The organism is Sporosarcina sp. So3-204, assembly GCF_058068165.1.
This window is the reverse complement of the sequence record NZ_CM176485.1, coordinates 3,684,385-3,709,189: the sequence shown is the minus strand read 5'-3', so window position 1 is coordinate 3,709,189 and position 24,805 is coordinate 3,684,385. Positions and strand designations below refer to the sequence as shown.

Genomic DNA, 24,805 nt, shown 5'->3' with positions numbered 1-24,805 from the left:
AGGTCACATCAGTCTAGAGATGAACATCGTCGCAATACCAAAATAAATAAGTAGCGACAGAATATCGTTAATTGTCGTAATGAGTGGACCCGATGCAACAGCTGGGTCCACTTTTAATTTGTACAAAATAAGCGGAATTACTGTACCAGCTATGGTTCCGATAATTAGTGTCGCTAAAAGTGAAGAGCCAACGACTAACCCTAGAATGAGACTACCTTGCCAAAAATATGCGATTCCCGCAATTAGGACGGCACATGTTATACCGATAATAATTCCAACAATCAACTCTCTGTAAATAAGTTTTAAACTCTTTTTGAAATTAAGATCTTCTGAAACGAGGCCGCGCACAACGACTGCTAAAGATTGTGTCCCGGTATTTCCGGTCATACCTGCAATCATCGGCATAAAGAAGGCAAGGGCGACTACTTGCTCAAGGGTAGCTTCAAAACTAGCAATGATGCTTCCGGAAATTAAACCGATGAATAATAGCAGAATGAGCCATGGAAGTCGTCGATATGCAGCAACAAGTGGCTTCGTACGAAAATCAATTGCTTTACCGGATGCTAGAAGCATTTCAATATCTTCATTTGCTTCTCTAACGACAATATCAAGCACATCATCCACGGTGATAATACCAAGGATATGTCCATCATTATCCGTTACAGGAAGCGAAACGAAATCATATCGTCCAATCACTTTTGCAACTTCCTCTTGTTTTGTTAAAGCATTTACGCTAACAATCTTTTTCGCCATAAACGCCTCTATTCGTATATCAGGCTCCGCTAGTAGTAAGTCCCGGTAGGAAACGACACCGACGAACTCTTTATCATCATTGACAACATATAAATAGTTTAGGTAAGCCGCAAAAGTAGGGAATTCTTTTAACTTTGCGACTGCGCGTTCTACTGTGAAGTTTTGGTTAACCCAGACGTAGCGGTTTGTCATGACACGCCCAGCCGTTTTTGGTGGATAATTCATCATATGAACAATGACATCAAGTTCTTCTTTTTTCATGGCAGAAATTAACTGCTCAACTTCGTCGCTTGTAAGGCCAGCTAAGAGAAAAGCGAGATCATCACTTTCCATCAAATCTAGAATGTCCGTTGCGCGCGTTGGTTCAATTGTCCGGAGAACATGTAGTTGCTCATCTTGAGATAAGTGGCGCAAGATACCAGTTAATTGCTCTAAAGTTACAAATTCAAGGAAAAGAGGACGATGCTTGATAGGCAAGTTTTTAAATTGAGCAGCGATATCAAAATCCCTTAAATCACCCACAATCTCTTGAAATGTTTCTTTATTACCTTCTTTTATGACATTAATAATGGCAATTGTTATTTTTTCAGTATTTATTTCTGTGACCATAAAATACACCTCTATTCGTTATTCGTATTACTCATACTATGTCATTAATTCCCTAACTTTGTCGATAGAAAACCTTTTGGATGAATGGCGGAGTCTTGTCATATACTAAACGGGATGAAGTGATTCGGAGGTGAGTATATATGTTGAATAAAAAGATTCTTTTTAGATGGAGTTTTGTTGTACTAGTATTCGTAATTGTCATTGTTTTATTAATGGGGGAAAGTCCGTCTGAAGAAGAGGTCATTGCAGTTGCATCAATGGATCAAGACTCTTTGGATAATAAAGTAAATAAACTGCTAGAGGACGAAAGACTGGTTGGTTCAACGACAGGAGTAAGTATTCGGAATGCAGCTGGTAAAATTATTTACTCGCATCATGGGGATACAAGAGTTCATCCTGCTTCTGTTATGAAATTACTAACTGGTACAGCAGCACTTGAGACACTTGGACAGGCTCATAAATTAAAAACAGAATTACATACAGACGGTGTAATTGAAAATGGTGTGCTAACCGGTAATCTCTATTTAAGAGGACAGGGTGACCCTACTTTAAAGAAGCAAGATTTGGAAACATTTAGTGTGCGGCTTAAAGAGAAGGGTATTCGTGTAGTAAACGGAAATATCTATGCAGACGATACTTGGTATGACGATGTACGACTTTCTCAGGATTTAAATTGGTCGGATGAACCTTATCACACTGGCGCACAGGTGTCTGCATTGACCATATCACCAAATGATGACTTCGATGCGGGAACAATAATTGTTGAAGTGTCACCTTCATCGCGGAAAAAGGAAGCTGCAAATGTTGGAGTGATTCCGGCGAATGACTATATAAAAATTGTGAATGAAACGAAAACAGTTGAGAAAGACGGACCGAAAAAGATTTCAGTAGAAAGGAAGCACGGCTCGAATACGATTGTTGTTTCAGGAACGTTGCCGGTTAATTCGAATAAAGTCCGCGCTTGGGCTTCTGTCTGGGAACCAACAAGCTTTGCCCTTCATTTATTCAAAAAGTCGTTGGATAAGGTTGGTATAACATTTGTTTCAACGCCGAAAATAGAGCGTCGTGCTTTACCAAAAGATTCAGCAGTTTTAGCGTCCAAAGAGTCGATGTCGTTGGAAGAACTGTTAACACCATTTATGAAATTGAGCAACAACGGGCATGGGGAAATACTAGTGAAAGAGATGGGACGAGTGATAGGTGGCGAGGGTAGTTGGGATAAAGGTCTTGCCGTAATGGATGGTACACTTGCCGATTTCGGAATGAATCCGAATACTCTATTGCTTCGCGATGGATCTGGTATGTCGCATAAAACCTTAGTGACAGCGAATGAAGTGACAAATCTATTGTATGTTGCGCAGGATAAACAATGGTTTCCAGCATTTAAAAAATCGCTACCTATAGCAGGGAATGAAGACCGTTTTATTGGTGGGACATTGCGCAATCGTATGAAAGGAACGCCAGCAGAAGGAAAAGTCTTTGCGAAAACGGGAACATTAAATGGCGTGATTTCACTAGCAGGATATGTTGAGGCAACAAATGGTGAGACATTACTATTTTCAGTCATTGTGAATAATCATGTAGATGATTCGGTAACGGAAGTAATTGATAAAATTGCAGTTGCAATTGTAAGCTCTATGGAGTGAGTGCTAGATAATTATAAAGAGCTAGTCCTACATCGTGTAGGACTAGCTCTTTAAGTTTGCGGTCATTTACGCATTACCGTTTCGGTTTGTAGTTCATAAGTTTGAACATTTCAGCAAGTTCTTCCGTTGTTAAGTCGCGCCATTTGCCGTTGGGTAATTTACCGAGATGGATGTTCAAGATACGTGTGCGCTGTAGGTATTTAACATTGTATCCTAGTGCTGAACACATGCGGCGGATTTGTCTATTCAATCCTTGCGTTAAAGTAATGTTGAATTTTCGTTGGTCAATCTTTTTAATTTTACATGGCTTTGTTGTGACTCCTAAAATATCGACCCCGGATTCCATTGTGTTAATAAAATCTTGTGTAATTGGTTGATCAACAGTGACGATATATTCTTTTTCGTGCCCGTGTTCTTCCCGTAATATTTCATTGACGATATCACCATCGTTAGTAAGAAGTAGCAGCCCATCTGAATCCTTGTCCAGTCTGCCAATGTGGAAAATACGGAGTGGATGATTCACAAAGTCGACGACGTTTCCTTCTATATGTTGTTCTGTCGTGCTGGTGATACCCACAGGTTTATTAAGTGCGATATAAACGAGTTGTTCTTCGACTTTCACAGGTTTCCCGTCAGCGCGAACGTCGTCGCCTTCAGCAACTTTGCTGCCGAGTTCAGCTAATTGACCGTTAATCGTTATACGTCCGTCTTCAATCCATTTATCTGCGCCACGTCTTGAAACGATGCCAGCAGAGCTTAGGTATTTGTTAATCCTCATTGTAGTCATCCTATCTGTTTGGTAGTTATGAAATGCTTTTAAGTTATTATACGTGATTTAAGTGATATTTACTTTTTAATACCCTTTAGGTTGTGGAAACGTTGCAAGGTTTGGCGTGTACGTAGCATAGAATTCGAGAAACGTTGCGAGGATTCGTTGACGTTGAATAGTTTGTCGGAAACATTGCAAGGTTTGGCGTGTACGTTGCATAGAATTCGAGAAACGTTGCGAGGATTCGTTGACGTTGAATAGTTTAGCAGAAATGTTGCAATGTTTGGAGTTTACGTTGTATAGAATTCGCAAAACGTTGTAAGGAATCGTTAATGTTGTATAGTTCGGCGTAAATGTTGCAAGGATTGGAGTCTTGTGCGTTGCATAGTTTCGCATGAAGTTTTTCATTGACATCTAAATCACTCTGTATTAAGATTAATCTAACTATTAAATCCATTTAGCTAGACTTGTAATTTAGCTGAATTGATTTTAAAGACAGGCAGAAGGCACTGATAGCGGTGTCGCCTACGAATTAGATGAGCAGAGAAGAGCATAGCTGAGAAATTATTGAATAAGAAGAGTAGCACAGTTTCGCGATTTAGAGAGTCGGCGGCTGGTGAGAGCTGATTCGTGGATTGTGTGAATGGACTTATGAGAGCTTCCTTGGACGATATCCAGGAAGACGAAGATCCCACGTTACGGGAGGTACCTTATTTAGGTGCGCAAAGTGGGAGCAGCAATGCTTCAATTTGAGGTGGCAACGCGGAAAAATCCGTCCTCTACAATCGGGCTTCTATGTCCTTTTGTAGGGGATTTTTTATATTATAAAATCTAAGGGGTGTTGATATGAGTGTAAAGAACAAAAGATTACGTACAACAACGAAGAAAATAGACGGTGATTCGTTAACGCCTATTTTAATATTTAGGAGATTACAAGGGAAGCAAAAGTTCCTGCTAGAAAGTTCAGCGCAACATGAAGGATCAGGACGATATTCATTTATCGGTATGAATCCTGTAAAGGCGTATCGTGGGCAGGACGGGAAAATAGAAGAGTTTGATTATACTACGAATCGAACGTATACACATGAAGGTGATTTGTATAAGTTGCTTAAAAGATTGATGCCTCGCATTACGGAGAATGTTGACTTTCCGTTCACGGGTGGTGCCGTTGGTTATGTAGGATACGGGGCAGCTCGAAATGGTGAAATGCGTTCAGAAGATGATCTGCACATACCTGATGTGTATTTCAATATTTACGATACCATTATTATTTATGACCACGAATTGCATGACGTGACTTTATTGCACACTGAAATAAATCCTGTCTATGGTGGACCGAAACTAGAAGCTTTGGAAGAGATGATTGTCAATGGCCCGATTGACAAGGAAGTCGGGGTCATGTTGTCGGAATATCGCTGTGCTTTATCGCAACAAGAGTTTGAAGATCGGGTGCGAAAAGTGAAGACCTATATAGACCAAGGACTTACTGAACAAGTTGTGTTGTCTAGAAGATTGGAAGCTGATATTGAAGGCGATCCATTTGTGGTATATCGAAAATTACGCAAGAAAAATCCATCGCCGTATATGTACTATATGGAGTTTGATGATCATACGGTAATCGGTGCTTCTCCTGAAAGTCTTGTAAGTGTAACGGGTGATAAAGTGAAGACGAATCCAATCGCTGGAACGCGTAGACGTGGGAGAGACGCGGAGGAAGATATAGCGTTAGAAGTAGAACTACGCAAAGACCCTAAAGAACTTGCTGAGCACGATATGCTTGTTGAATTAAGTAAAGAAGAAATGCATCAAGTCTGTAATCCATCTACAATTCACGTTTCAAATTATTTGGAGACTGTGCGCTATGAGCATGTCATGCACCTTGTATCGGAAGTAGAAGGAACGTTAGCACAGGGTTTACATGCACTCGATGCATTAAAGACTTGTTTACCTGCAGGAACTGTAACAGGATCACCTAAAACAGTTGCAATGGATATTATAGATGAATTAGAAGATAGACATCGCGGTATTTACGGCGGTGCGATTGGTTATATCGGGCTCAATGGTAATATTGATTTTGCATTGACGATTCGTACGATGTTAGTAAAAGAAGATAAAGCTTATGTTCAGGCAGGAGCTGGTATAGTGGCAGCATCAGAGCCAGAACAAGAGTATTTGGAAACTGTTAATAAAGCACGTTCGTTGTTGGAAGTGATCAAAAATTAAGCGGACTTAATAGAGGAGAGATTAGATGAGCATGTACTTGAAAAACTATATTAGCTTAGTTCAACAAAATAAGCATTTAACTTATGGAGAAATGACGATTGTCGCTAATTACTTATTTGATGAAGGAACCGAGATTAGCGAAATTGAGGAATTTCTCGTTGCGTTATCTCTCAAAGGAGAAACAGCGCAGGAAGTTGCAGCACTTGCAACAGTAATGAGGTCGTTTGCGATTAATTTGAACATACCTAAAGGCGATTACATGGATAACTGCGGAACGGGCGGAGATGGTGTTAATAGCTTTAACATTAGTACGACATCGGCTTTTGTATTGGCAGGTGCAGGAGCGCCAATTGCGAAACACGGGAATCGTAAAATATCGAGTGCGGCAGGTAGTCAAGATGTGTTAGATGCGCTTGGTATTCATTCAAACTATAGTCCAGCTGATATGGGTGAGTTATTACGACGAGAAAGTATTGCGTTTTTATTTGCACCAAATGTTCACCCTAAAATGAAGCGTATTGGTCAAGTGCGCCAACAAATTGGTAAGCCAACTATTTTCAATCTTGTTGGACCATTAACGAATCCACTGAATTTAAAAACACAATTCACAGGCATCAATCGACCAGATTTCATTATGGAATATGCGTCGGTTCTCCAAATGCTTGGTAGGGAACGGGCGATTGTCGTGTCAGGAGCGGGTGGAATGGATGAGGCATCGCTTGCGGGACAAAATGCATTTGTGTTACTTGATAAAGGTGATCTAATTCCATTTTCTTTAACAGCGGATGATGTTGGTTTGCAGCATGCTGAGTTGTCAGAAATTTGCGGTGGAAATGCACAGGAGAATGCGGAAACGATTCGTTCAATTCTCGGTGGTGAGCGCGGACCACGATTTGATACAGTTGTTTTCAATGTCGGAATTGGTTTATTTGCAAACGGGCAAGCAGGCACAATTCAAGAAGGTGTGAAAATGGGCGTTGACAGCATCTTGTCAGGTCGTGCTTTACAAAAGTTAGAAGCCGTTATCGAGTTTAGCGAAAAGATTGGACAAAAGGAAGTGGCGAGATGACGATTTTAGATAAAATATTAAGTGAAAAACGACTTGAAGTTGAGCGTATGCTAAATGAAGAAATCGAAGTTGCTGTAGTTCATGGGCGTCCATCTTTATTTGAAAGATTGTATAAAGTCACGCACTTAAATGTCATAGCGGAAATGAAACGCGCTTCTCCTTCAAAAGGACTTATTGCGGAAGGTGCGGATCCTGTAAGACAGGCAAAAATCTATAGTGATGCGGGTGCAGCATGTATTTCAGTATTGACTGATGCTAAGTTTTTCAAAGGGTCATTCGAAGACTTAGAAGCTGTTGCAAAGACTGTTCCTACACCTTTGTTATGCAAAGATTTCATGATTCATAAGGTGCAAATTAATAAAGCGAAAAGTGTTGGAGCGTCAGTTATTTTACTTATTGTGGCGGCATTGAATGATGAGGATCTCTCTGAATTACATGAGTATGCATTGTCGTTAGGCCTTGAAGTACTAGTAGAAGTTCATGATACAGATGAATTGAAACGCGCTCTTAAAATAGATGCGAAATTGATAGGTGTTAATAACCGAGACCTTCGTACTTTCGAAGTAGATCTTGCGAGAACTGAGGAAATTGCAGCGGTGTTCCCATTTGATGAAAAACGTGTGTTAATTAGTGAAAGTGGCATTGTTGGAAATGAAGATGCAATTCGTGTTTCAAGTGTTGGCGCAAGTGCTGTTCTTGTAGGTGAAACCCTTATGCGAAGCGGTTCAGTAGCTGAAGCAATCCAATCGTTTAAAGTTCCCTTACTACGAGAAGTACGATGACAAAAGTTAAGATTTGTGGTCTTAAAGAACGTGATCATGTGATTGCGGCAGTAGAAGCTGGTGCGGATGCAATTGGTTTTGTTTTTGCGCCGAGCAGTCGTCGGATATCGGTAGAATTAGCGAAAGAACTTGTTCAAGATATTCCGTCAAATGTACTTAAAATAGGTGTTTTTGTAAATGAAACAGCTGAGGAAATGACACGTGTTTTTCATGAAGTCTCGCTTGATTTTATTCAGTTTCACGGTGAGGAAAGTCCTGAGTTTATTAATCAAGTAGGACTCCCTTCGATAAAAGCATTGGCGGTTAATAATGAAGAAGACGTTGAAAAGTCATTACAATACTGTGTGGATTATACATTGTTTGATGCACCTGGGACGGTTTATAAAGGTGGAAGCGGAGTTCCATTTGATTGGAAATTGCTAAAAGATTCAGGGATTCAGGCGGACAAATTAATACTTGCAGGTGGCTTGAATGCTGCAAATGTTAAAGAGGCTATACAACGTGTGCAACCTTATATGGTAGATGTATCGAGCGGGGTAGAAATGGAAGGACGTAAAGATGTCCTTTTAATCAAAACATTCATAAGTGCAGTTAAAGACGGGGAGAGATAAAAATGGTAAATCAAATAAATGCAGATGCTTCTGAAAAAGTAGGTCGTTTCGGTAGATTTGGTGGGCAATATGTTCCAGAGACGCTTATGACTGCGCTTAGTGAATTAGAACAGGCTTATAATATTGCCAAGGATGATCCGAGTTTTATTGACGATGTAAATTATTATTTAAAAGACTTTGTCGGTCGTGAAACGCCACTTTATTTTGCAGAAAGTTTGACGAAAAAAGCGGGCGGCGCAAAGATTTATTTGAAACGCGAAGATTTGAACCATACAGGTGCTCATAAAATTAACAATACAGTTGGTCAGGCTTTACTTGCTGTACGCATGGGGAAAAAGAAAATTGTCGCAGAAACAGGTGCAGGTCAACATGGTGTTGCAACGGCGACGGTTTGTGCCTTATTCGATCTTGAGTGTACAATTTTCATGGGCAAAGAAGATATTCGTAGACAGGAATTAAACGTTTTCCGAATGGAATTATTAGGCGCAAAAGTTGTATCTGTTGATAAAGGTGCAGGCACTTTGAAAGACGCAGTTAATGAAGCGCTGCGTTACTGGGTGACGAATGTAAATGATACGCATTATATTTTGGGATCTGCTTTAGGACCACATCCATTTCCTCAAATTGTACGTGATTTTCAACGTGTCATTGGAGTAGAGACGAAGGCGCAGCTTTTGGAGAAAGAAGGACAACTACCTAGTGCTATTGTCGCTTGTGTTGGTGGTGGAAGTAATTCAATTGGTATGTTCCATCCATTTTTGGATGATAAAGAAGTCGCGTTGTACGGTGTTGAAGCAGCTGGAAGTGGTATAGAAACTGGTCTTCATTCAGCTGCAGTTGCGGGTGGCAAAGAAGGCGTTTTACACGGTGCATATATGTATATATTGCAAGATGATGATGGACTAATTAAGGAAGCACATTCGATTTCAGCTGGTCTTGATTACCCTGCGATTGGCCCAGAACATAGTCATTTACACGATACAGGTCGCGTTACTTATACGTCAGTGACTGATACAGGAGCACTAGAAGCGCTTCAGTTATTATCAAGAACAGAAGGAATTATTCCAGCACTCGAAAGTTCACATGCTATAAAGTATGCTGTCGAGCTTGCTGCAGGAATGGCTCAAGAAGAAATCGTCGTAATTTGTCTTTCGGGACGTGGCGATAAAGATGTACAAACTGTAAAAGATGCGCTCGGAGGTGGGTTTTAATGACAAAGCACGATTTAACAAATGCAATTCTGAATTGTAATAAAACTGGCGATAAAGCCTTTGTCCCTTATATCATGGCGGGAGACGGCGGTATTGGTACATTGAAGAAAACGGTTTTATTTCTCCAACAAGCAGGGGTTACCGCAATTGAACTTGGCATCCCATTTTCTGATCCTGTTGCAGACGGCCCAGTTATTCAAGAAGCGGGTGAACGCGCACTTTCAGAAGGTGTAACTTTGCGTAAGGTGATTCAAGAAGTAGCTTTGTTCAAAGATGAAATAAAAGTACCGATTGTTTTCATGATGTATTTGAATCCAATCATTCGGTATGGCATAGATGAATTTGTTAAAGACTGTGTAGCAATTGGGATTAGTGGTTTAATTATTCCAGATTTGCCTTATGAAGAAAGCTACTTGCTCCGTGAGGCACTTGTTGATAGTGAAATAGCACTCATACCACTTGTTTCACTGACGAGTCCACAGGAACGTATTGAGAAAATTACGGCTGCCGGTGAAGGTTTCATTTATGCAGTTACAGTAAATGGAATTACAGGTGGAAGAACTGGGTTTGATGATGAACTTGGCTCACATCTTGAGAAGTTGAAAGCGGTAAGTCCTGTTCCTGTTCTTGCAGGGTTCGGTATTTCTACACCAGAACAAGTAGAAAAAATTGGTGCCCTCGCTGATGGTATTATTGTTGGCAGTACAATTGTAACAGCACTTCATAACGGAGATTTCGCTACCGTAGAAGCTTTGATTACTGCCTCAAAAACTAGTAAGCAATTAAGTTAAAAAAATAGTATGATTTTAAGTTCCTTCTATAATAGAGGGAACTTTACTCTGCTACTAGATGTGAGTATTTGACAATTATTGAAACTTTTCATCGTGACAATCGTACCTATGTATATAAGGAGTTGAGTTATGTGGATCCAATTGGGATTAGACGCGAAGTTGAAATGACTTATGAAAAAGTAAAGTCGTTGGCTGGATGGACGGTTGATAAGAATGTTGTACTCACAATTACATCCTACTACATAACTTCAGAACGTGAATTTGATGCAGAGAATTTAAGCAAAGCGATGGATGGGTTAAAAAGTAGAGCAGGGTGGTTTTCACCACTGCGCGGAAATCTTCTGCCGATGATGGGCGCTTTTTTAGATAATCCTCGAACAGAAATCGATGTGGAAATAGATCGTTTATTCGCCAAGCAAAGCGTCCTTAGATCTATCGGATTTCGCAATACGATTCATTCTTATTTAGCGGCCTTTCTGATGACCAATAACCCGGATATGTATGACAATGAAGCAAAACAAGCAAAAAAGTTATATAACGAAATGAAAAAGCAACACTTCTTCTTAACATCAGATGATGATTATGCTTATGCCGTTTTATTAGGGAAAAGAGGAAATGACCCTGTGGAACATGCATTATCAATGCGAAATTATTATGATGCCCTCCGCGCTGAAGGATTTCGGTCTGGCAATGAACTTCAGTGGTTGTCACAGGTTATGACTTATGAGGATATGACTTATGATGAGAAGCTTGTAAAAAAAGCAGTTGAAGTACTCTATCGTTTTAAAAAAGAAACTAAGGTACGTCCTGTTCACTATCCGATGATTGGATTTCTCGTTGTCTTCGAAGTTGGTGAAAAAGAGTTACTGAATATTATTGAGCTTAGCCGTGCATTCGAAGAATCAAAACCGTTTAAGTGGAAACGAGATATGGCGTTATCCTTTGCAATCGGATATGTGATGCATGAATTGACAGAAAGTATGGAGGAAGCGAGCGTTATTCTTGCAACTTCAGTGGAATTAATCTTGCAAGCACAACAAGCAATTATGGCTGCTACGATTGCTGCAATGGCTACTTCTCAAGCATCAAATTCATCAAATACATGAGTATTATTGAAATTAAGGGAAGATTCCGCACTTTACAAAGCTGGATCTTTTTTTGTTTTAAAATAAATACTTTTTTGGTAAAAAGTAACATAGGAATGCACAGTATCACTAAGTCATCAAGTTTTTTAGTAATTCTAATGAATTATTATTCTAGAAGAATAGGTTGTCAACTTGCTACTTGTATAGTATATTGAGGCAAATAGATTGATAATCAGAATTATTATTTGTGTTAATTTAGTTTGAAAAGTATCAACGTTTAATATAAGCCTCTTTTTCTGAGGGGAAATTTATATATCGGGGTGTTCAAATAGTGATTAATTCAACTTTAAAGAAAGATACACCTTTGCTAGAGGTTAACAATCTTCAAACAGGATTTAAAATTGAGGGAGAATATTACAATGCGGTTGAAAGTATATCCTTTGATGTAAAACGTAAACAAATTGTCGGAATAGTTGGTGAGTCCGGCTGTGGGAAAAGTGTTATGTCATTGTCTATTATGCAATTACTGCCATTAGGTATTGGAGAAATTCGTGGTGGGCAAGTAAAGTTTGAAGGACAAGATTTGGCAAATTATAATGAAAAAGAAATGAACGCGATACGTGGTAATGATATATCAATGATTTTCCAAGAACCTATGACATCTTTGAACCCTGTGTTTACAATAGGTTCTCAAATAGCAGAAGTTTTATTGAATCATCAAAAGATAACAAAAAAAGAAGCTAGATTAAAATCAATTGAATTACTAAATCAAGTCGGTATATCACGTCCTGATAAAGTTGTACATGAATATCCACACCAATTGTCCGGTGGGATGAGGCAGCGAGTGATGATTGCAATTGCAATTGCATGCCAACCGAAGTTGCTCATTGCGGATGAACCAACAACTGCACTAGATGTAACTGTACAAGCACAAATATTAGAGCTTTTAAAAAGCATTCAAGAAATGAATGATATGTCAATCATCTTAATCACACACGATTTAGGCGTTGTTGCAGAGATTTGTGATGAAGTAATTGTAATGTATGCTGGAAAAGTTGCGGAACGTGCTAGCGTAAATGAATTGTTTAAATCACCAACACATCCTTATACCCAATTATTACTGAAAGCGATTCCAAAAATGGATGAGGAAGTCGAAGAACTGGCCACGATTGAAGGGCTTGTTCCATCCATTCAAAATATGCCAGCTGTTGGTTGCAGATTTGCCAATCGCTGTCCCAAAGCAATGCCGGAATGTATGCAAATTACACCTCTTCTCAGTGAGGTTGTTGAGGGCCATGAAGTTGCTTGTCTATTATACGAGAGCAGCTGGCCGGCTGGAGAAAAGAGGGTTGCACGATGACAACTAAGAATGACAATTTACTAGAAGTGCAAAACTTGAAAACGTATTACCCAATCCATGGTGGTTTTTTCCAACGTGTCGTTGGAAATGTTAAAGCTGTTGATGATATCTCCTTTGCGATAAAAAGAGGAGAAACAATGGGTCTTGTAGGTGAGTCAGGTTGTGGAAAATCAACTGCTGGTCGGACAATCTTACGACTTATGAAACCGACAGATGGAAAAATCATTTTTGATGGTGAAGATATTACAAATATCAGTGGCTCCCGACTTCAACAAGCAAGACGAGATTTTCAAATGGTATTTCAAGATCCTTATGCTTCGTTGAATCCAACTCAAATGGTTGGAAATATTATAGCTGAACCTATATTAAACTATGAAAAACGTGATAAGGAAGAATTGAAAGCCTACGTTAAAGCTTTGCTTTTGAAAGTTGGTTTACCCGAGGAAGCTTATTATAAATATGCACATGAATTTTCTGGTGGTCAGCGTCAACGTATTGGAATTGCCCGTACGCTTGCGCTTAATCCGAAACTAATTGTTGCAGATGAACCTGTTTCAGCACTCGACGTATCTGTGCAATCACAAGTATTAAACTTGTTGAGAAGTCTTCAAAAAGAATTTGGCCTAACTTATTTATTTATCGCGCATGATTTAAGCGTTGTAAAACATATGAGTGATCGGATTGGTGTGATGTATTTAGGCAACATGGTTGAGATTGCTTCCAATAAAGATCTTTATAAAGAACCGCTACATCCTTATACACAAGCGCTAATTTCAGCGATTCCAGAACCAAATCCAACATTGAAAAAGGAACGCATTGTGCTAAAAGGAGATGTGCCAAGTCCTGCGAATCCGCCAACTGGTTGCCCGTTCCACACGCGGTGCCCGGTCGCGCAAGATATTTGTTCGCAGAAAAAACCACCTTTGAAGGAGGTGAGACCTGGTCATTTCGTAGCTTGTGTCTTACATGATTAACATTAACTAACAAATATTTTGGGGGGTAAAAGAATGAAGAAGAAATCCTTATTTTGGCTGTTTTCAATGATACTTGTACTTTCAGTATTTTTAGCAGCTTGTAACAAAGACGATGAAGGTGCAAAAGAAGAAGATAAGCCTAAAGAAGAAGATACTGATTCAACAGATAGCGAAGCAACAGACGGTGAACCACAAAAAGGTGGTACGCTTGTTTACGGAATTGATGCTGAACCTGAAGGCGCATTCAGCTCAGCGTTTTACAATATTCAAACAGACTTTCAAATTCTTGAATTTATCGATGAAGCACTATTCACATACGATGAAAATTTAGAAATTCAACCAAACTTGGCTTCTTGGGAAACTGAAGATAGCCAGCATTACACGTTCAAGTTTGAAGAAGGCGTAAAATGGCATAACGGTGAAGAATTAACAGTTAATGACTGGGTATTCGCACTTGAAACAATTGCTAATAAAGACTACGAAGGTGCTAGATTCACAAACGTAGAAACAATAGAAGGTGCGAAAGAGTACCGTGAAGGAACTGCGGATAGCATCTCAGGTCTTGAAGTTGTAAGTGATTATGAAATTAAAGTTACTTTTGATAAGGCACGTGTTAACAACTTGTTAAACGTATGGGCATATCCACTACCAGAAAAAGCATATGAGGGAATTGCAGTTGCTGATATGGCTGAGTCTGATGTAGTTCGTTCTAAGCCAATTGGTACGGGTCCATTTAAAGTAGCAAATATTGTACCAGGTGAGTCGTATGAGCTTGAACGTCATGATGATTACTGGAACGGTGAAGTAAACCTAGATAAGATTATTGTTCGTGTTATTGACAATGCATCTACAGTGGGCGCACTTCAAAACGAAGATATTCACATGATTGAAGTACAACCTGTTTCTGCTCCTGAAGTAGAAAAGTTAGAAAACGTAGAAATTGTTACTGCTCCAGGTCTTGCATATTATTATGTAGGCTTTAAATTAGGTAAATTTGATAACGACAAACTTGAAATTGTTGAAGAAAAAGAAAAGTATCAAGACAAAAACTTACGTCATGCAATGATGTATGCACTTAATCGTCAAGAGTGGATTGACGCATTCTTCTTCGGTTACGGTAAGCCGGTTAATAAGCCAGTTCCATCAGCACACTGGATTTCTGCTGACGATAGCGATTTGAACGAATATGCGTATGATCCTGAAAAAGCAATGGCACTTCTTGATGAAGCGGGATATGTTGATACTAACGATGACGGATTCCGTGAAGATCCAAATGGTGAAGAGTTTGTTATTAGCTTCGCACATTATGCAACAGGTAACCCAACATTTGAAGCACGCTCACAAGCAATTGCTCAATATTGGGAAGAAGTTGGCTTGAAAGCGAAAGTCGACATGACTGAAGTAACACTATATTATGACATGATTGAAAAAGATGATCCAAGTATCGAAACATTCTTTGGAGGATGGGGAACTAGTTCTGACCCAGATCCATCAGGTCTTTGGAAGTCAGACGTTCTATGGAACTACCCACGTTATAACAACCCTAAGTCTGATGAACTTCTTGAAAAGGCATTGGACATTGAAGTTGTAGGAACTGATAACGAGAAGCGTAAAGAAGTTTATGTTGAATGGCAGCAGCTAATCAACGAAGATCTACCAATGCTTTTCATTGCTGAGCTTGAAGAAATTGATGGCGTAAATGAAAATGTTGGCGGATTTGAAAGAAACGTTGCTGGTAAAAATAGTTCTTCAAAATGGTATTTAAAAGAAGCAAAATAAGAAATAAATGATGTCGGTGGTGGACGAATTCGTTCGTCTACTACTGATATTTACTTGTAAGGCTCTTATATACGGTAAGACATATTTGCGTATTTTATTTTGAATAGGCATGAGTGGCTCGAAGAAATTTTAATGCCAATAGCATAGATAACTAAAGTGGTTTACATGCTGTTACATAGTTGAATATCTACTTACCTGAGTCAATTTCATAATTACCTTAACATGCTACAACGACACAACATATTGTTTGAGAACGGTTCAACTCAACTATATGTTGTGTCGATGTAGCAATAAAATCCTATTATGAAATTGATTGACGAGTAACCTCATAAAATAAGTCTTACCGTGTTTAAGAGTAACAACGTAGAGTAGGACACAGTTAAGGAGAGTACCTTATGCTAAAACTAATAATTCGTCGTTTATTAGGGATGATCCCTATGTTATTTCTAATCTCCATAGTTGTATTCATGCTTGCGAAAGCGATGCCAGGGGATTCTTTTACAGGAGAAATAGATCCAAATAACACAAATCCAGAATACATTGAAGAAATGAGACAAAAAACGGGTTATTATGATCCGGTTTACATCCAGTATGGTAGATGGATTGGAGACTTTGTACAAGGTGATTTTGGGAAATCCACACGTTATAAAATTCCAGTGTCGGACCTCATTCTACAAAAGATACCAAATACATTATTTTTAGCGTTAACATCTATGGTAATTACTTATATTCTTGCATTTTTAATGGGCATGTATGCAGGCAGGAAACCATACACAATAGGTGATAACTTGATTGCTACTTTTAACTATGCAGGTCTTGCGATTCCTTCATTCGTTGCAGGTGTATTCGCGATTTATTTCTTTGCATTTGGATTAAACTGGTTCCCATTCGCGGGTTCAGTAGATATACAATCTACAGCTGGGACATTAGATTATTGGCTGAGTAGACTCCATCATGTTTTCTTACCAGCTGTTGTTTTAGGAATATTTGCTACAGCACAATACACTCAGTTTTTACGTAATGACTTAATTGAAAACTCACGTAGAGATTTCGTTAGAACGGCTAGAGCAAAAGGAACACCGATGGCTAGAATTTACAATGTGCATATATTACGTAACTCAATTATTCCACTTATTACGTTTCTTGGATTTGATATTGCAGCATTGTTAAGTGGAGCCGTTATTACCGAGAAGATTTTTACTTATCCTGGAATTGGTTTATTGTTCCTTGATTCGGTGACGAGTCGTGATATTCCAACTATGATGGCGATTACGATGATGTTATCATTCCTTGTGCTCTTTGGTAATTTACTGGCAGACATTCTATATGGTGTGGTCGACCCACGAATTCGTTTAGGATAGGAGGGAAAGGAAATGACAACAAGTACAACATCAACGGAACCAAGACCCCCTGCTAAAGGTTTGTCGCCGTGGGGAATGGCTCGGAAGAAGTTTTTGAAGAATAAGTTAGCGATGATTAGTTCAGTATTTTTAGCAATCGTCATCATCCTTTCTGTATTAGCTCCTTTTCTGGCACCATATATATCGCCAATTCCAGATATCGAGAAAGTTAATATTTCAAAAATGAATATACCTCCTAACAATGAGCATATTCTTGGGACTGATAAAAGTGGACGGGATGTATTAACTAGGCTTCTATACGGAGGAAGAGTTTCACTTCTAGTCGGAGTCAGTTCAACACTAATTGTTATTGTATTGGGTACAATCGTAGGTTCAATCGCAGGTTTTTTTGGAGGCCGTGTAGATAGTCTGCTTATGCGATTTACTGACTTCGTATTAAATTTTCCATTTCTCGTATTTGTTATTGTTTTGAATACGATTTTACATGGTAAAGTGAACGGACTTTGGGTATTAATTGGTGTGATTGGATTCTTAAGTTGGGGCGGTGTTGCACGTATTGTTCGTAGTAAAATACTTGCAGAGAAAGAGAATGAATATATTCTAGCAGCAATTTCAATTGGTTGTTCTCCAGCAAAAGTAATTATCAAGCATTTACTACCAAATGTAATGTCGACAATTATTGTCCAAGCAACACTCCTTTTCGCAGGTTTAATTATTGCAGAATCTGGGCTTAGTTACTTAGGATTTGGTGTACCGCAAAAGATCCCATCTTGGGGGAATATGCTCGCATTCGCGAATGAACCGGATGTGCTACAAGGGAAACCTTGGATGTGGATGCCACCAGCACTCGCAATTACATTTACGATTTTATCGATAAACTTTATTGGTGAAGGTTTGAAAGACGCAATGAATCCGAAGTCATCAAGATAATAAATATAGAAAACGGTCACGCATTTTATTGCGTGACCGTTTTTGTTCGTTTATCGGTGAAGGATTAAGGCTTCGTTCTAATATGCTCTCCGCCCACGTCTTCTATCTTCGTTATAATCGTTGAATACATGCGCATCATTGCGCCGCCCTCGTAGGTGAAATGCTTGCCGTCATTCATGCGAAGAACTACTTTTCCCACGGCAGTTGTACCATCCACTTTTGTAATTACTTCTTCAACACTTTCAAAATCATCCCACTCATAGATTTGAGTTTCGTATGCAAAAGGTTCATTCAAGGCAAAATAATCTGGTGTTAAGTAGTAATAATCTTTGATTGATAAAGAAATTCCAATGAATGCGATAACTCCAAGTATGAGCGTATATAATAATTTTTTAACCCTTTTTTCTACAACCCCAAATACGACGAAAATGATTGCAAGTGCAAGAATCCCAATTCCGCCTGTTAAAAGTGCCCACTGGGATGTTCCGATTTCCTGTGCTTGTGTTGTAATAAAACTACTCTTAGCGGGGAAGATAATCGCTGCAGGTACGATAAATGCTAAAATCGCTAAAATAACTGCAATGGCGATATTTAGCACTTTATTCTGATCAACAAAGTCATTCAATCTATAACCCTCCTTGTGAAAGAGCAATTTATTCTTATACTACTATACTACATTGTATTGGAAGATATTTCATCTGTGTGAGGTGTGTGCGATATCGGCGCACGTAGTGTTTATATCGGACATTTACGATGTTATATCGACGTTTGCGGGATGGATATCGGACAGTTTGCTAGATATATCGACGCTCACAACACATATATCGGCAAATCAGGACTTAGCACATACCCGGAAATCGCTTAGCAGCTAACATAGTTAATGAAAGTTGATAATTTATTATATCTGCGTTCACCGCGCTTATATCCGACAGTTTGAGTGATATATCTGCGCTCGCAACACTTATATCCGACAGTTTGAGTGATATATCCGCGCTCACAACACATATATCGGCAAATCAGGACTTTACGCTCACACCATCAAGTGTCGTTCCAAACAAAAAAAATAAACTTCCATGGTTGAATGGTTTGATTCCGCATAATACTAACAAAAATAACTATTTTGTCATCAATAATGAAGTGGGAGAGTATATTGATTCAAAAGGAGGGCTTTTAATGGGGAATATATTACTGGACATTGAGAACCTCCGCACATCGTTTCGGATTAAAGGTGAATACTATGCAGCGGTTGATGATGTCACTTTGCAAATCCATGAGAATGAAGTGCTCGCCATCGTAGGGGAATCGGGTTGTGGAAAAAGTGCGCTTGCTTTATCTATTATGGGATTACATGAAGAAGGGTTCACTGAATTAGAAGGACAAGTCTATTTTCAAAGGGAAAACCTACTGGAATTGTCACGTAGAAGATTGAACAAAATACGCGGATCTGACATCGGGATGATATTCCAAGATCCGATGACCGCGCTAAACCCACTTTCTACGATTGGTTCACAAATTGAAGAATCGATGAAATATCATATGAAAATTTCAGCAACAGATAGAAAAGAACGGACACTGATGTTGCTGCAACGAGTTGGGATTAAAAATGAAGCGCGCATTTATTCGCAGTATCCTCACGAATTATCTGGTGGCATGAGGCAACGAGTTGTTATTGCGATTGCGCTTGCTTGTGATCCGGTTCTTCTTATTGCAGATGAACCGACGACTGCATTGGATGTAACGATTCAAGCGCAAATTATGGGCTTGCTGAAAAAGTTACAATCTGAAATGCTGACCGGTATTCTTCTGATTACACATGACCTCGGTGTTGTAGCAGAGATGGCGGACCGTGTTGCGGTTATGTATGCCGGGGAAATCGTTGAACTAGCCGAGGTGAATAAAATATTTGCTAATCCAACGCATCCCTATACTCGTTCACTTTTTAATTCCATTCCAGCAAATATGCCGGACAAGGGGAGACTTCACGTGATTGAGGGAACAGTACCTCCGATTCAGGAACTGGATCGTAATGGATGTCGTTTTGCACCGAGGATTCCGTGGATTTCAGCGAATCAACATGAACAAACACCGACTTTACATGAAGTGGCGCCGAATCATTTTGTTAGGTGTACATGCTATAAACACTTTCATTTCAAGAAGAATGAATAGGAGGACCACAATGCCTTTACTTAATGTGACTAATCTTAAAGTACATTTTCCAATTCATGGGGGATTTTTACAAGGTGTTGTGAACGATGTTCGTGCAATCGATGGCGTGAGCTTCGAGATTCAGCGAGGCGAGACGTATGGACTTGTTGGCGAGTCTGGCTGTGGTAAAACGACGACGGGACGAGCCATTATTGGATTAAATAAAAAAACGTCTGGTGAAATTTTATTTGAAGGTAAAAATCTAGCGAAACTTCGTGGAAAATCAAAACGGCAACAGATGCGGGATATACAAATGATTTTCCAAGATCCTTATTCATCATTAAATGTACGAAAAAGAGTGCTTGATATCGTTGCGGAACCACTGCGAAATTTTGAGCGTATGTCGCCGGGTGAAGAAAAAGCGAGGGTACAAGCTTTAATTGAGCGAGTAGGCCTAAACCCGGAAGCAATTTATCGTTATCCACATCAATTTTCTGGTGGACAGCGTCAGCGGATTGGCATTGCACGAGCACTAACGTTAAAACCGAAGTTAATTATTGCGGACGAGCCTGTTTCAGCACTTGATGTATCTGTACAAGCCCAAGTGTTAAATTTCATGCAAGATATTCAAAAGGAATATAATCTTTCGTATTTATTTATTAGTCATGACCTCGGTGTTATTAAGCATTTATGTGATCGAATTGGCATTATGTATCGTGGGCGATTAGTGGAAGAAGGGTTGGCTGATGATATTTACAGTCGTCCGCAGCATCTTTATACGAAGCGACTCATTTCTGCGATACCTGAAATTAATCCGAAGAAAAGACTTGAAAAAGCGAATTTACGTCAAGCAGTTGAAGAAGAATATCAAAACAATTATGAGCAGTACTTTGATGAAAATGGAAGACTATTTGATTTAAAGAAAGTCTCTGACACGCATTCTGTTGCGCTGCAGTAAATTCAGAAAGTGAGGGGGAGGGAAGTTTGTTACTTTTCATAGTACGGCGCGTTTTAGTTATGATTCCACAATTACTTCTTTTGAGTATCGTCATTTTTTTTCTTGCGAAAGCGATGCCGGGTGATGCGGTGACTGGTGCTTTTATGGGGAATCCAGATGCAACGCCCGAGCAAGCTGAAAAAATTCGAGAAAGTTACGGCTTAAATGATCCATTGTTTGTTCAATACGGGCGTTGGATAATAGGTTTTGTTCAAGGCGATATGGGGATGTCTTTTATTCATCAACAACCCGTGACATCCATTTTAGCTGGAAAGTTAAGTAACACTTTATTATTAGGATTATTTACGTTCATTGTGAGTTATTTAATAGCGCTGCCGCTTGGTATTATTGCGGGGCGATGGACTGAGTCATGGGCGGATAAGTCGATAGTTGGCTATAATTATTTGGCGATTGCGACTCCAGGTTTTATTTTTGCGATCATCATGTTGTTTGTTTTTAGTTTTGTTCTAGGTTGGTTTCCGAGCGGTGGAAGTATAGATATAAGTGTGGAGACTGGCACATGGGAATACGTGGTGAGCAAGGCGCGACATCTTGTATTGCCTACTTTGTCAGGTGCAGTTTTAGCGACTGCTGGTACGATTCAGTATTTACGCAACGAAATTATTGATGTGAAGGGAAAAGATTTTGTAAAGACGGCACGAGCTAAAGGTGTGCCAGAAGGTAAAGTGTACACACGGCATATATTGAGAAATTCTTTGTTACCGATTGCTGCGTTTTTAGGGCTTGAAATTACAGGGTTAATTGGAGGTTCAATTTTTATTGAAACGATTTTTAGTTATCCAGGGCTAGGTCAGCTTTTTATGCAATCAATTTCGAGTAGGGATTTTACTGTTGTTTCGGCGCTTGTTATGATTTCGGGTGCTGCAGTTATTGTGGGTACGATGTTGTCGGATATTATTTTAAGTATGATTGATCCCCGCATTCGAATTGACTAATAGATGTGAATGGAGGTGAATGGGGTGAACAAGCCTGATGATGTGAATCAAATTGAAATGGAGGTGTCGCTTTCTAAAACGATTTGGCGTGAGATACAGCATGATAAATTGGCGAAGCTTGCGCTTATTATATTTACTTCCATATTAGTATTCGCTTATTTTATACCAGCTTTTCTTGATCAATCACAAATTATCCGTATTAATTTCTCGAAAATTTATAGCGCACCTTCCTTTGAACATTGGCTTGGTACTGATTACGGTGGACGTGATGTGTTTGGGCAACTGATAATAGGCGCGAGAAATTCAATTACCATTGGTATTATGATTACGATTTTTGCAGGCTTTTTAGGTTTAATGATTGGTTTGATTGCTGGTTATTTTGGTGGTCGGATAGATTTTGTAATTATGCGCTGTCTTGACTTTTTTATGATTCTTCCTGTAACGATGATGATTATTGTTTTTGTAGTTGTTGTTCCAAAGTTTAATGTGTGGTCGTTTATAGGCATTATGAGTATTCTTCTTTGGTTTGGGAAAGCAAGGTTAATTCGCTCGAGAACGCTGGCAGAGAGGGAACTTGATTATGTAAATGCTTCTAAGACATTAGGTACGCCTCATTGGAAAATCATGCTTTTTGAAGTTTTTCCAAATTTAAGCTCTCTCGTTATTGTCAATATGACACTTACGCTTGCCAGTAATATTGGTATAGAAACGGGTTTGACATACTTAGGATTTGGATTGCCGGAAAGCACGCCGTCACTTGGGACATTAATTAGTTATGCGAAAAACCCTGATGTAATTCAAAATAAGTGGTGGGTATGGTTACCTGCATCACTGCTCATATTAATCTTAATGCTTTGTATAAATTTCATCGGACAAGCGATAAAACGCGCATCTGATGCGAGGCAAAGATTAGTTTGATGTAAGGGAGGTAACCTAATTGGCAAAGAAGCGAATTTTGCTTCTCGCTAGCCTATTGCTATTGAGTTGTGTTTTACTGGCTGTCTCTATGGAGAAAGTTAAAAATGGCGGCGAGTCTGTAGCTGTTTTCAAGCTTGATGTGCAGAATAAAGATGAAATACTTGAAAATGGTGAACTCGTTTATGGACTTGTTTCTAAAGGTCCGTTTGAAGGGACGCTAAACAAAGTTTTTTATTCAGGTGCACCAGATGCTGAAGTCATGGGCTTTTTTGATGAAAGTCTGTTAGCTATTGATGGGAATTACCTCATTACTAATGACGGTGCTGCAAATTATAAAATGTCAGAGGACAATAAGACTATTACGCTTACAATTAAGGACGATGTGAAGTGGCATGATGGGGAACGGGTAAAAGCGTCTGATCTTCTTTACGCTTATGAGTTGCTTGGTCATCCTGATTACGAAGGGACACGTTATACGTTCACCATTTCAAATGTAGCGGGCATGGTTGATTACAACGAAGGTAAAGCAGAAACAATTTCGGGAATTACGGTTTCTGAAGATGATCGAACAATCGAGATTACGTATGTTGAGGCAACCCCTTCTTACATGTCAGGTATTTGGACTGCGCCTGTGCCTAGACATCATGTGGGTGATGTAACGACAGGCGAAGTGACTATTAAAGATATTTTAGTATCAGATAAAATTCGTACAAAACCAATTGGCTTCGGTCCTTATAAAGTGGCGAAAATCGTACCTGGTGAATCGGTCAAGTATGAAAGGTATAACGAATATTGGCGAGGGAAGCCGAATCTCCAAACGGTGATTTTGAAAGTCATTACACCTGAATCAATTTTAGGTGCGCTGAAAAAAGGTGAAATTGATATCGCGTCCATACCACCCGATCAGTATGAGAATGCCAAGGAGATAGGCAATATAGAATTACTAGCTAAAGTAGATCCAGCTTACACATATATTGGCTTTAAACTCGGCAAATGGGATGAAACGAAGAAAGAAAATGTCATGGATCCAGAAGCTAAATTGGCGAATAAACTGGTACGCCAAGCGATGTGGCATGCAATGGATAATATTGCAGTTGGTAGAGATGTTTATCACGGTTTACGATTCCCAGCAACGACTCTAATACCGCCAACTTTTGAACAATTTCATGATACATCGAATAAAGGACGTTCTTATGATCCGGAAAAAGCGAAAGCACTTCTAGATGAAGCCGGGTATATTGATATTAATAACGACGGATTTCGTGAAGATCCAGATGGCAATGAGTTTGTGTTGAACTTTGCTTCAATGGAAAGCGATGAAACATCTGAACCAATTGCTAGGTATTATATGCAAAATTGGGGCGACGTTGGGCTGAACGTTCAATTTTTAGATGGCCGCTTACATGAGTTTAATTCATTTTACAAAATGATTGAGTCAGATAGCTCCAGGGTCGATGTATATCAAGCAGCTTGGAGTACTGGGAGTGATCCTGATCCAGGGGGACTTTACGGTCGAACTGCGTTGTACAATTATTCTCGTTATGTGAGCGCTAAAAATGATGAGCTTCTTGCAGCGGGGACATCTGAAAAGGCGTTTGATTCTGCTTATCGAAAGCAGATTTATAATGAATGGCAGGCGCTTATGGTTGAAGATGTTCCGATTGCACCAACTGTTTATCGTTACGGAATAACGGCTGTGCATAAACGTGTGACAAATTACTCGATTGATCCTTCGTCTGAATTGTCGTTATATGAAGTGGGTGTTACGAAAAAGTAATCATCAAACCGTTGTCCTTAATTGGGTGACGGTTTTTGTGATTGATGTATATGTGCATG

The 24,805-nt window shown here is 39.4% G+C and carries 21 protein-coding genes and 1 other annotated feature; of the genes, 18 read left to right on the top strand and 3 right to left on the bottom strand.

All coding sequences use genetic code 11. The annotated features are described in order from the left end of the window. Positions 1 to 3: 3 nt before the first annotated feature. Complete coding sequence (gene mgtE, locus AC3RV6_RS18355) at positions 4 to 1,362, bottom strand: magnesium transporter (RefSeq protein ID WP_489747394.1); 1,359 nt, start codon at positions 1,360 to 1,362, stop codon at positions 4 to 6. Between the two features lie 140 nt (positions 1,363 to 1,502). On the opposite strand from mgtE, the gene dacB reads away from it, so the two are divergent. After that, the gene (gene dacB, locus AC3RV6_RS18350) at positions 1,503 to 3,008 is read left to right on the top strand and encodes a D-alanyl-D-alanine carboxypeptidase/D-alanyl-D-alanine endopeptidase (RefSeq protein WP_489747393.1); all 1,506 of its coding nucleotides are present in this window, start codon (positions 1,503 to 1,505) and stop codon (positions 3,006 to 3,008) included. A 73-nt stretch (positions 3,009 to 3,081) separates the two neighbouring features. Here the strand turns inward: dacB and rluF are convergent, their stop codons facing one another. Then, the gene (rluF, locus tag AC3RV6_RS18345; protein ID WP_489747392.1) at positions 3,082 to 3,786 is read right to left on the bottom strand and encodes a 23S rRNA pseudouridine(2604) synthase RluF; all 705 of its coding nucleotides are present in this window, start codon (positions 3,784 to 3,786) and stop codon (positions 3,082 to 3,084) included. A 549-nt stretch (positions 3,787 to 4,335) separates the two neighbouring features. Next, positions 4,336 to 4,560, top strand: a binding site (T-box leader). Positions 4,561 to 4,623: 63 nt separating this feature from the next. Between rluF and AC3RV6_RS18340 the strand changes: the two genes are divergently transcribed. The 12 genes from AC3RV6_RS18340 (at position 4,624) to opp4C (ending at position 17,953) form a co-directional block, all read left to right on the top strand. Beyond that, positions 4,624 to 6,000: an anthranilate synthase component I family protein gene (locus AC3RV6_RS18340; protein ID WP_489747391.1), complete on the top strand. Its 1,377-nt coding sequence runs from the start codon at positions 4,624 to 4,626 to the stop codon at positions 5,998 to 6,000. Between the two features lie 31 nt (positions 6,001 to 6,031). Then, positions 6,032 to 7,069 carry an anthranilate phosphoribosyltransferase gene (gene trpD / locus AC3RV6_RS18335; RefSeq protein ID WP_489749308.1) on the top strand — a complete coding sequence of 346 codons (1,038 nt, stop codon included), beginning with the start codon at positions 6,032 to 6,034 and terminating at the stop codon, positions 7,067 to 7,069. After that, a complete protein-coding gene (gene trpC, locus AC3RV6_RS18330) occupies positions 7,066 to 7,851 on the top strand; it encodes an indole-3-glycerol phosphate synthase TrpC (RefSeq protein ID WP_489747390.1) in 786 nt (261 codons plus the stop codon). The genes trpD and trpC overlap by 4 nt, the downstream gene beginning before the upstream one ends. Continuing rightward, positions 7,848 to 8,462: a phosphoribosylanthranilate isomerase gene (locus AC3RV6_RS18325; protein WP_489747389.1), complete on the top strand. Its 615-nt coding sequence runs from the start codon at positions 7,848 to 7,850 to the stop codon at positions 8,460 to 8,462. Before trpC ends, AC3RV6_RS18325 begins: the two co-directional genes overlap by 4 nt. A gap of 2 nt (positions 8,463 to 8,464) precedes the next feature. Then, entirely contained in the window at positions 8,465 to 9,673 is a 1,209-nt protein-coding gene (gene trpB / locus AC3RV6_RS18320; protein WP_489747388.1) for a tryptophan synthase subunit beta, read from the top strand. Further along, positions 9,673 to 10,464 (top strand): tryptophan synthase subunit alpha, encoded by a 792-nt coding sequence (gene trpA / locus AC3RV6_RS18315; RefSeq protein ID WP_489747387.1) that lies wholly within the window; start codon positions 9,673 to 9,675, stop codon positions 10,462 to 10,464. The genes trpB and trpA overlap by 1 nt, the downstream gene beginning before the upstream one ends. Positions 10,465 to 10,595: 131 nt before the next feature. Further along, the gene (locus AC3RV6_RS18310; RefSeq protein ID WP_489747386.1) at positions 10,596 to 11,570 is read left to right on the top strand and encodes a DUF4003 family protein; all 975 of its coding nucleotides are present in this window, start codon (positions 10,596 to 10,598) and stop codon (positions 11,568 to 11,570) included. 313 nt (positions 11,571 to 11,883) lie between these two features. After that, positions 11,884 to 12,909, top strand: coding sequence for an ABC transporter ATP-binding protein (locus AC3RV6_RS18305; RefSeq protein WP_489749307.1), 1,026 nt, complete (start codon positions 11,884 to 11,886; stop codon positions 12,907 to 12,909). Next, on the top strand, positions 12,906 to 13,883 hold the full coding sequence (locus AC3RV6_RS18300) for an ABC transporter ATP-binding protein (protein WP_489747385.1): 978 nt from the start codon (positions 12,906 to 12,908) through the stop codon (positions 13,881 to 13,883). The genes AC3RV6_RS18305 and AC3RV6_RS18300 overlap by 4 nt, the downstream gene beginning before the upstream one ends. Positions 13,884 to 13,916: 33 nt before the next feature. Then, complete coding sequence (gene opp4A, locus AC3RV6_RS18295) at positions 13,917 to 15,662, top strand: oligopeptide ABC transporter substrate-binding protein (RefSeq protein WP_489747384.1); 1,746 nt, start codon at positions 13,917 to 13,919, stop codon at positions 15,660 to 15,662. 395 nt (positions 15,663 to 16,057) lie between these two features. Continuing rightward, complete coding sequence (opp4B, locus tag AC3RV6_RS18290; RefSeq protein WP_489747383.1) at positions 16,058 to 17,023, top strand: oligopeptide ABC transporter permease; 966 nt, start codon at positions 16,058 to 16,060, stop codon at positions 17,021 to 17,023. A 12-nt stretch (positions 17,024 to 17,035) separates the two neighbouring features. After that, positions 17,036 to 17,953, top strand: coding sequence for an oligopeptide ABC transporter permease (opp4C, locus tag AC3RV6_RS18285; RefSeq protein ID WP_489747382.1), 918 nt, complete (start codon positions 17,036 to 17,038; stop codon positions 17,951 to 17,953). 64 nt (positions 17,954 to 18,017) lie between these two features. Here the strand turns inward: opp4C and AC3RV6_RS18280 are convergent, their stop codons facing one another. Next, on the bottom strand, positions 18,018 to 18,578 hold the full coding sequence (locus AC3RV6_RS18280) for a hypothetical protein (RefSeq protein ID WP_489747381.1): 561 nt from the start codon (positions 18,576 to 18,578) through the stop codon (positions 18,018 to 18,020). Positions 18,579 to 19,126: 548 nt separating this feature from the next. On the opposite strand from AC3RV6_RS18280, the gene AC3RV6_RS18275 reads away from it, so the two are divergent. The 5 genes from AC3RV6_RS18275 to opp4A (AC3RV6_RS18255) are packed head-to-tail and all read left to right on the top strand — an operon-like array spanning position 19,127 to position 24,746. After that, on the top strand, positions 19,127 to 20,119 hold the full coding sequence (locus tag AC3RV6_RS18275; RefSeq protein WP_489747380.1) for an ABC transporter ATP-binding protein: 993 nt from the start codon (positions 19,127 to 19,129) through the stop codon (positions 20,117 to 20,119). 10 nt (positions 20,120 to 20,129) lie between these two features. After that, the gene (locus tag AC3RV6_RS18270; RefSeq protein ID WP_489747379.1) at positions 20,130 to 21,056 is read left to right on the top strand and encodes an ABC transporter ATP-binding protein; all 927 of its coding nucleotides are present in this window, start codon (positions 20,130 to 20,132) and stop codon (positions 21,054 to 21,056) included. A gap of 26 nt (positions 21,057 to 21,082) precedes the next feature. Further along, positions 21,083 to 22,051 carry an oligopeptide ABC transporter permease gene (opp4B, locus tag AC3RV6_RS18265; protein ID WP_489747378.1) on the top strand — a complete coding sequence of 323 codons (969 nt, stop codon included), beginning with the start codon at positions 21,083 to 21,085 and terminating at the stop codon, positions 22,049 to 22,051. A 9-nt stretch (positions 22,052 to 22,060) separates the two neighbouring features. Further along, positions 22,061 to 22,969, top strand: coding sequence for an ABC transporter permease (locus tag AC3RV6_RS18260; RefSeq protein WP_489747377.1), 909 nt, complete (start codon positions 22,061 to 22,063; stop codon positions 22,967 to 22,969). A gap of 19 nt (positions 22,970 to 22,988) precedes the next feature. Next, the gene (opp4A, locus tag AC3RV6_RS18255; RefSeq protein ID WP_489747376.1) at positions 22,989 to 24,746 is read left to right on the top strand and encodes an oligopeptide ABC transporter substrate-binding protein; all 1,758 of its coding nucleotides are present in this window, start codon (positions 22,989 to 22,991) and stop codon (positions 24,744 to 24,746) included. The last annotated feature ends 59 nt before the right edge of the window (positions 24,747 to 24,805 follow it).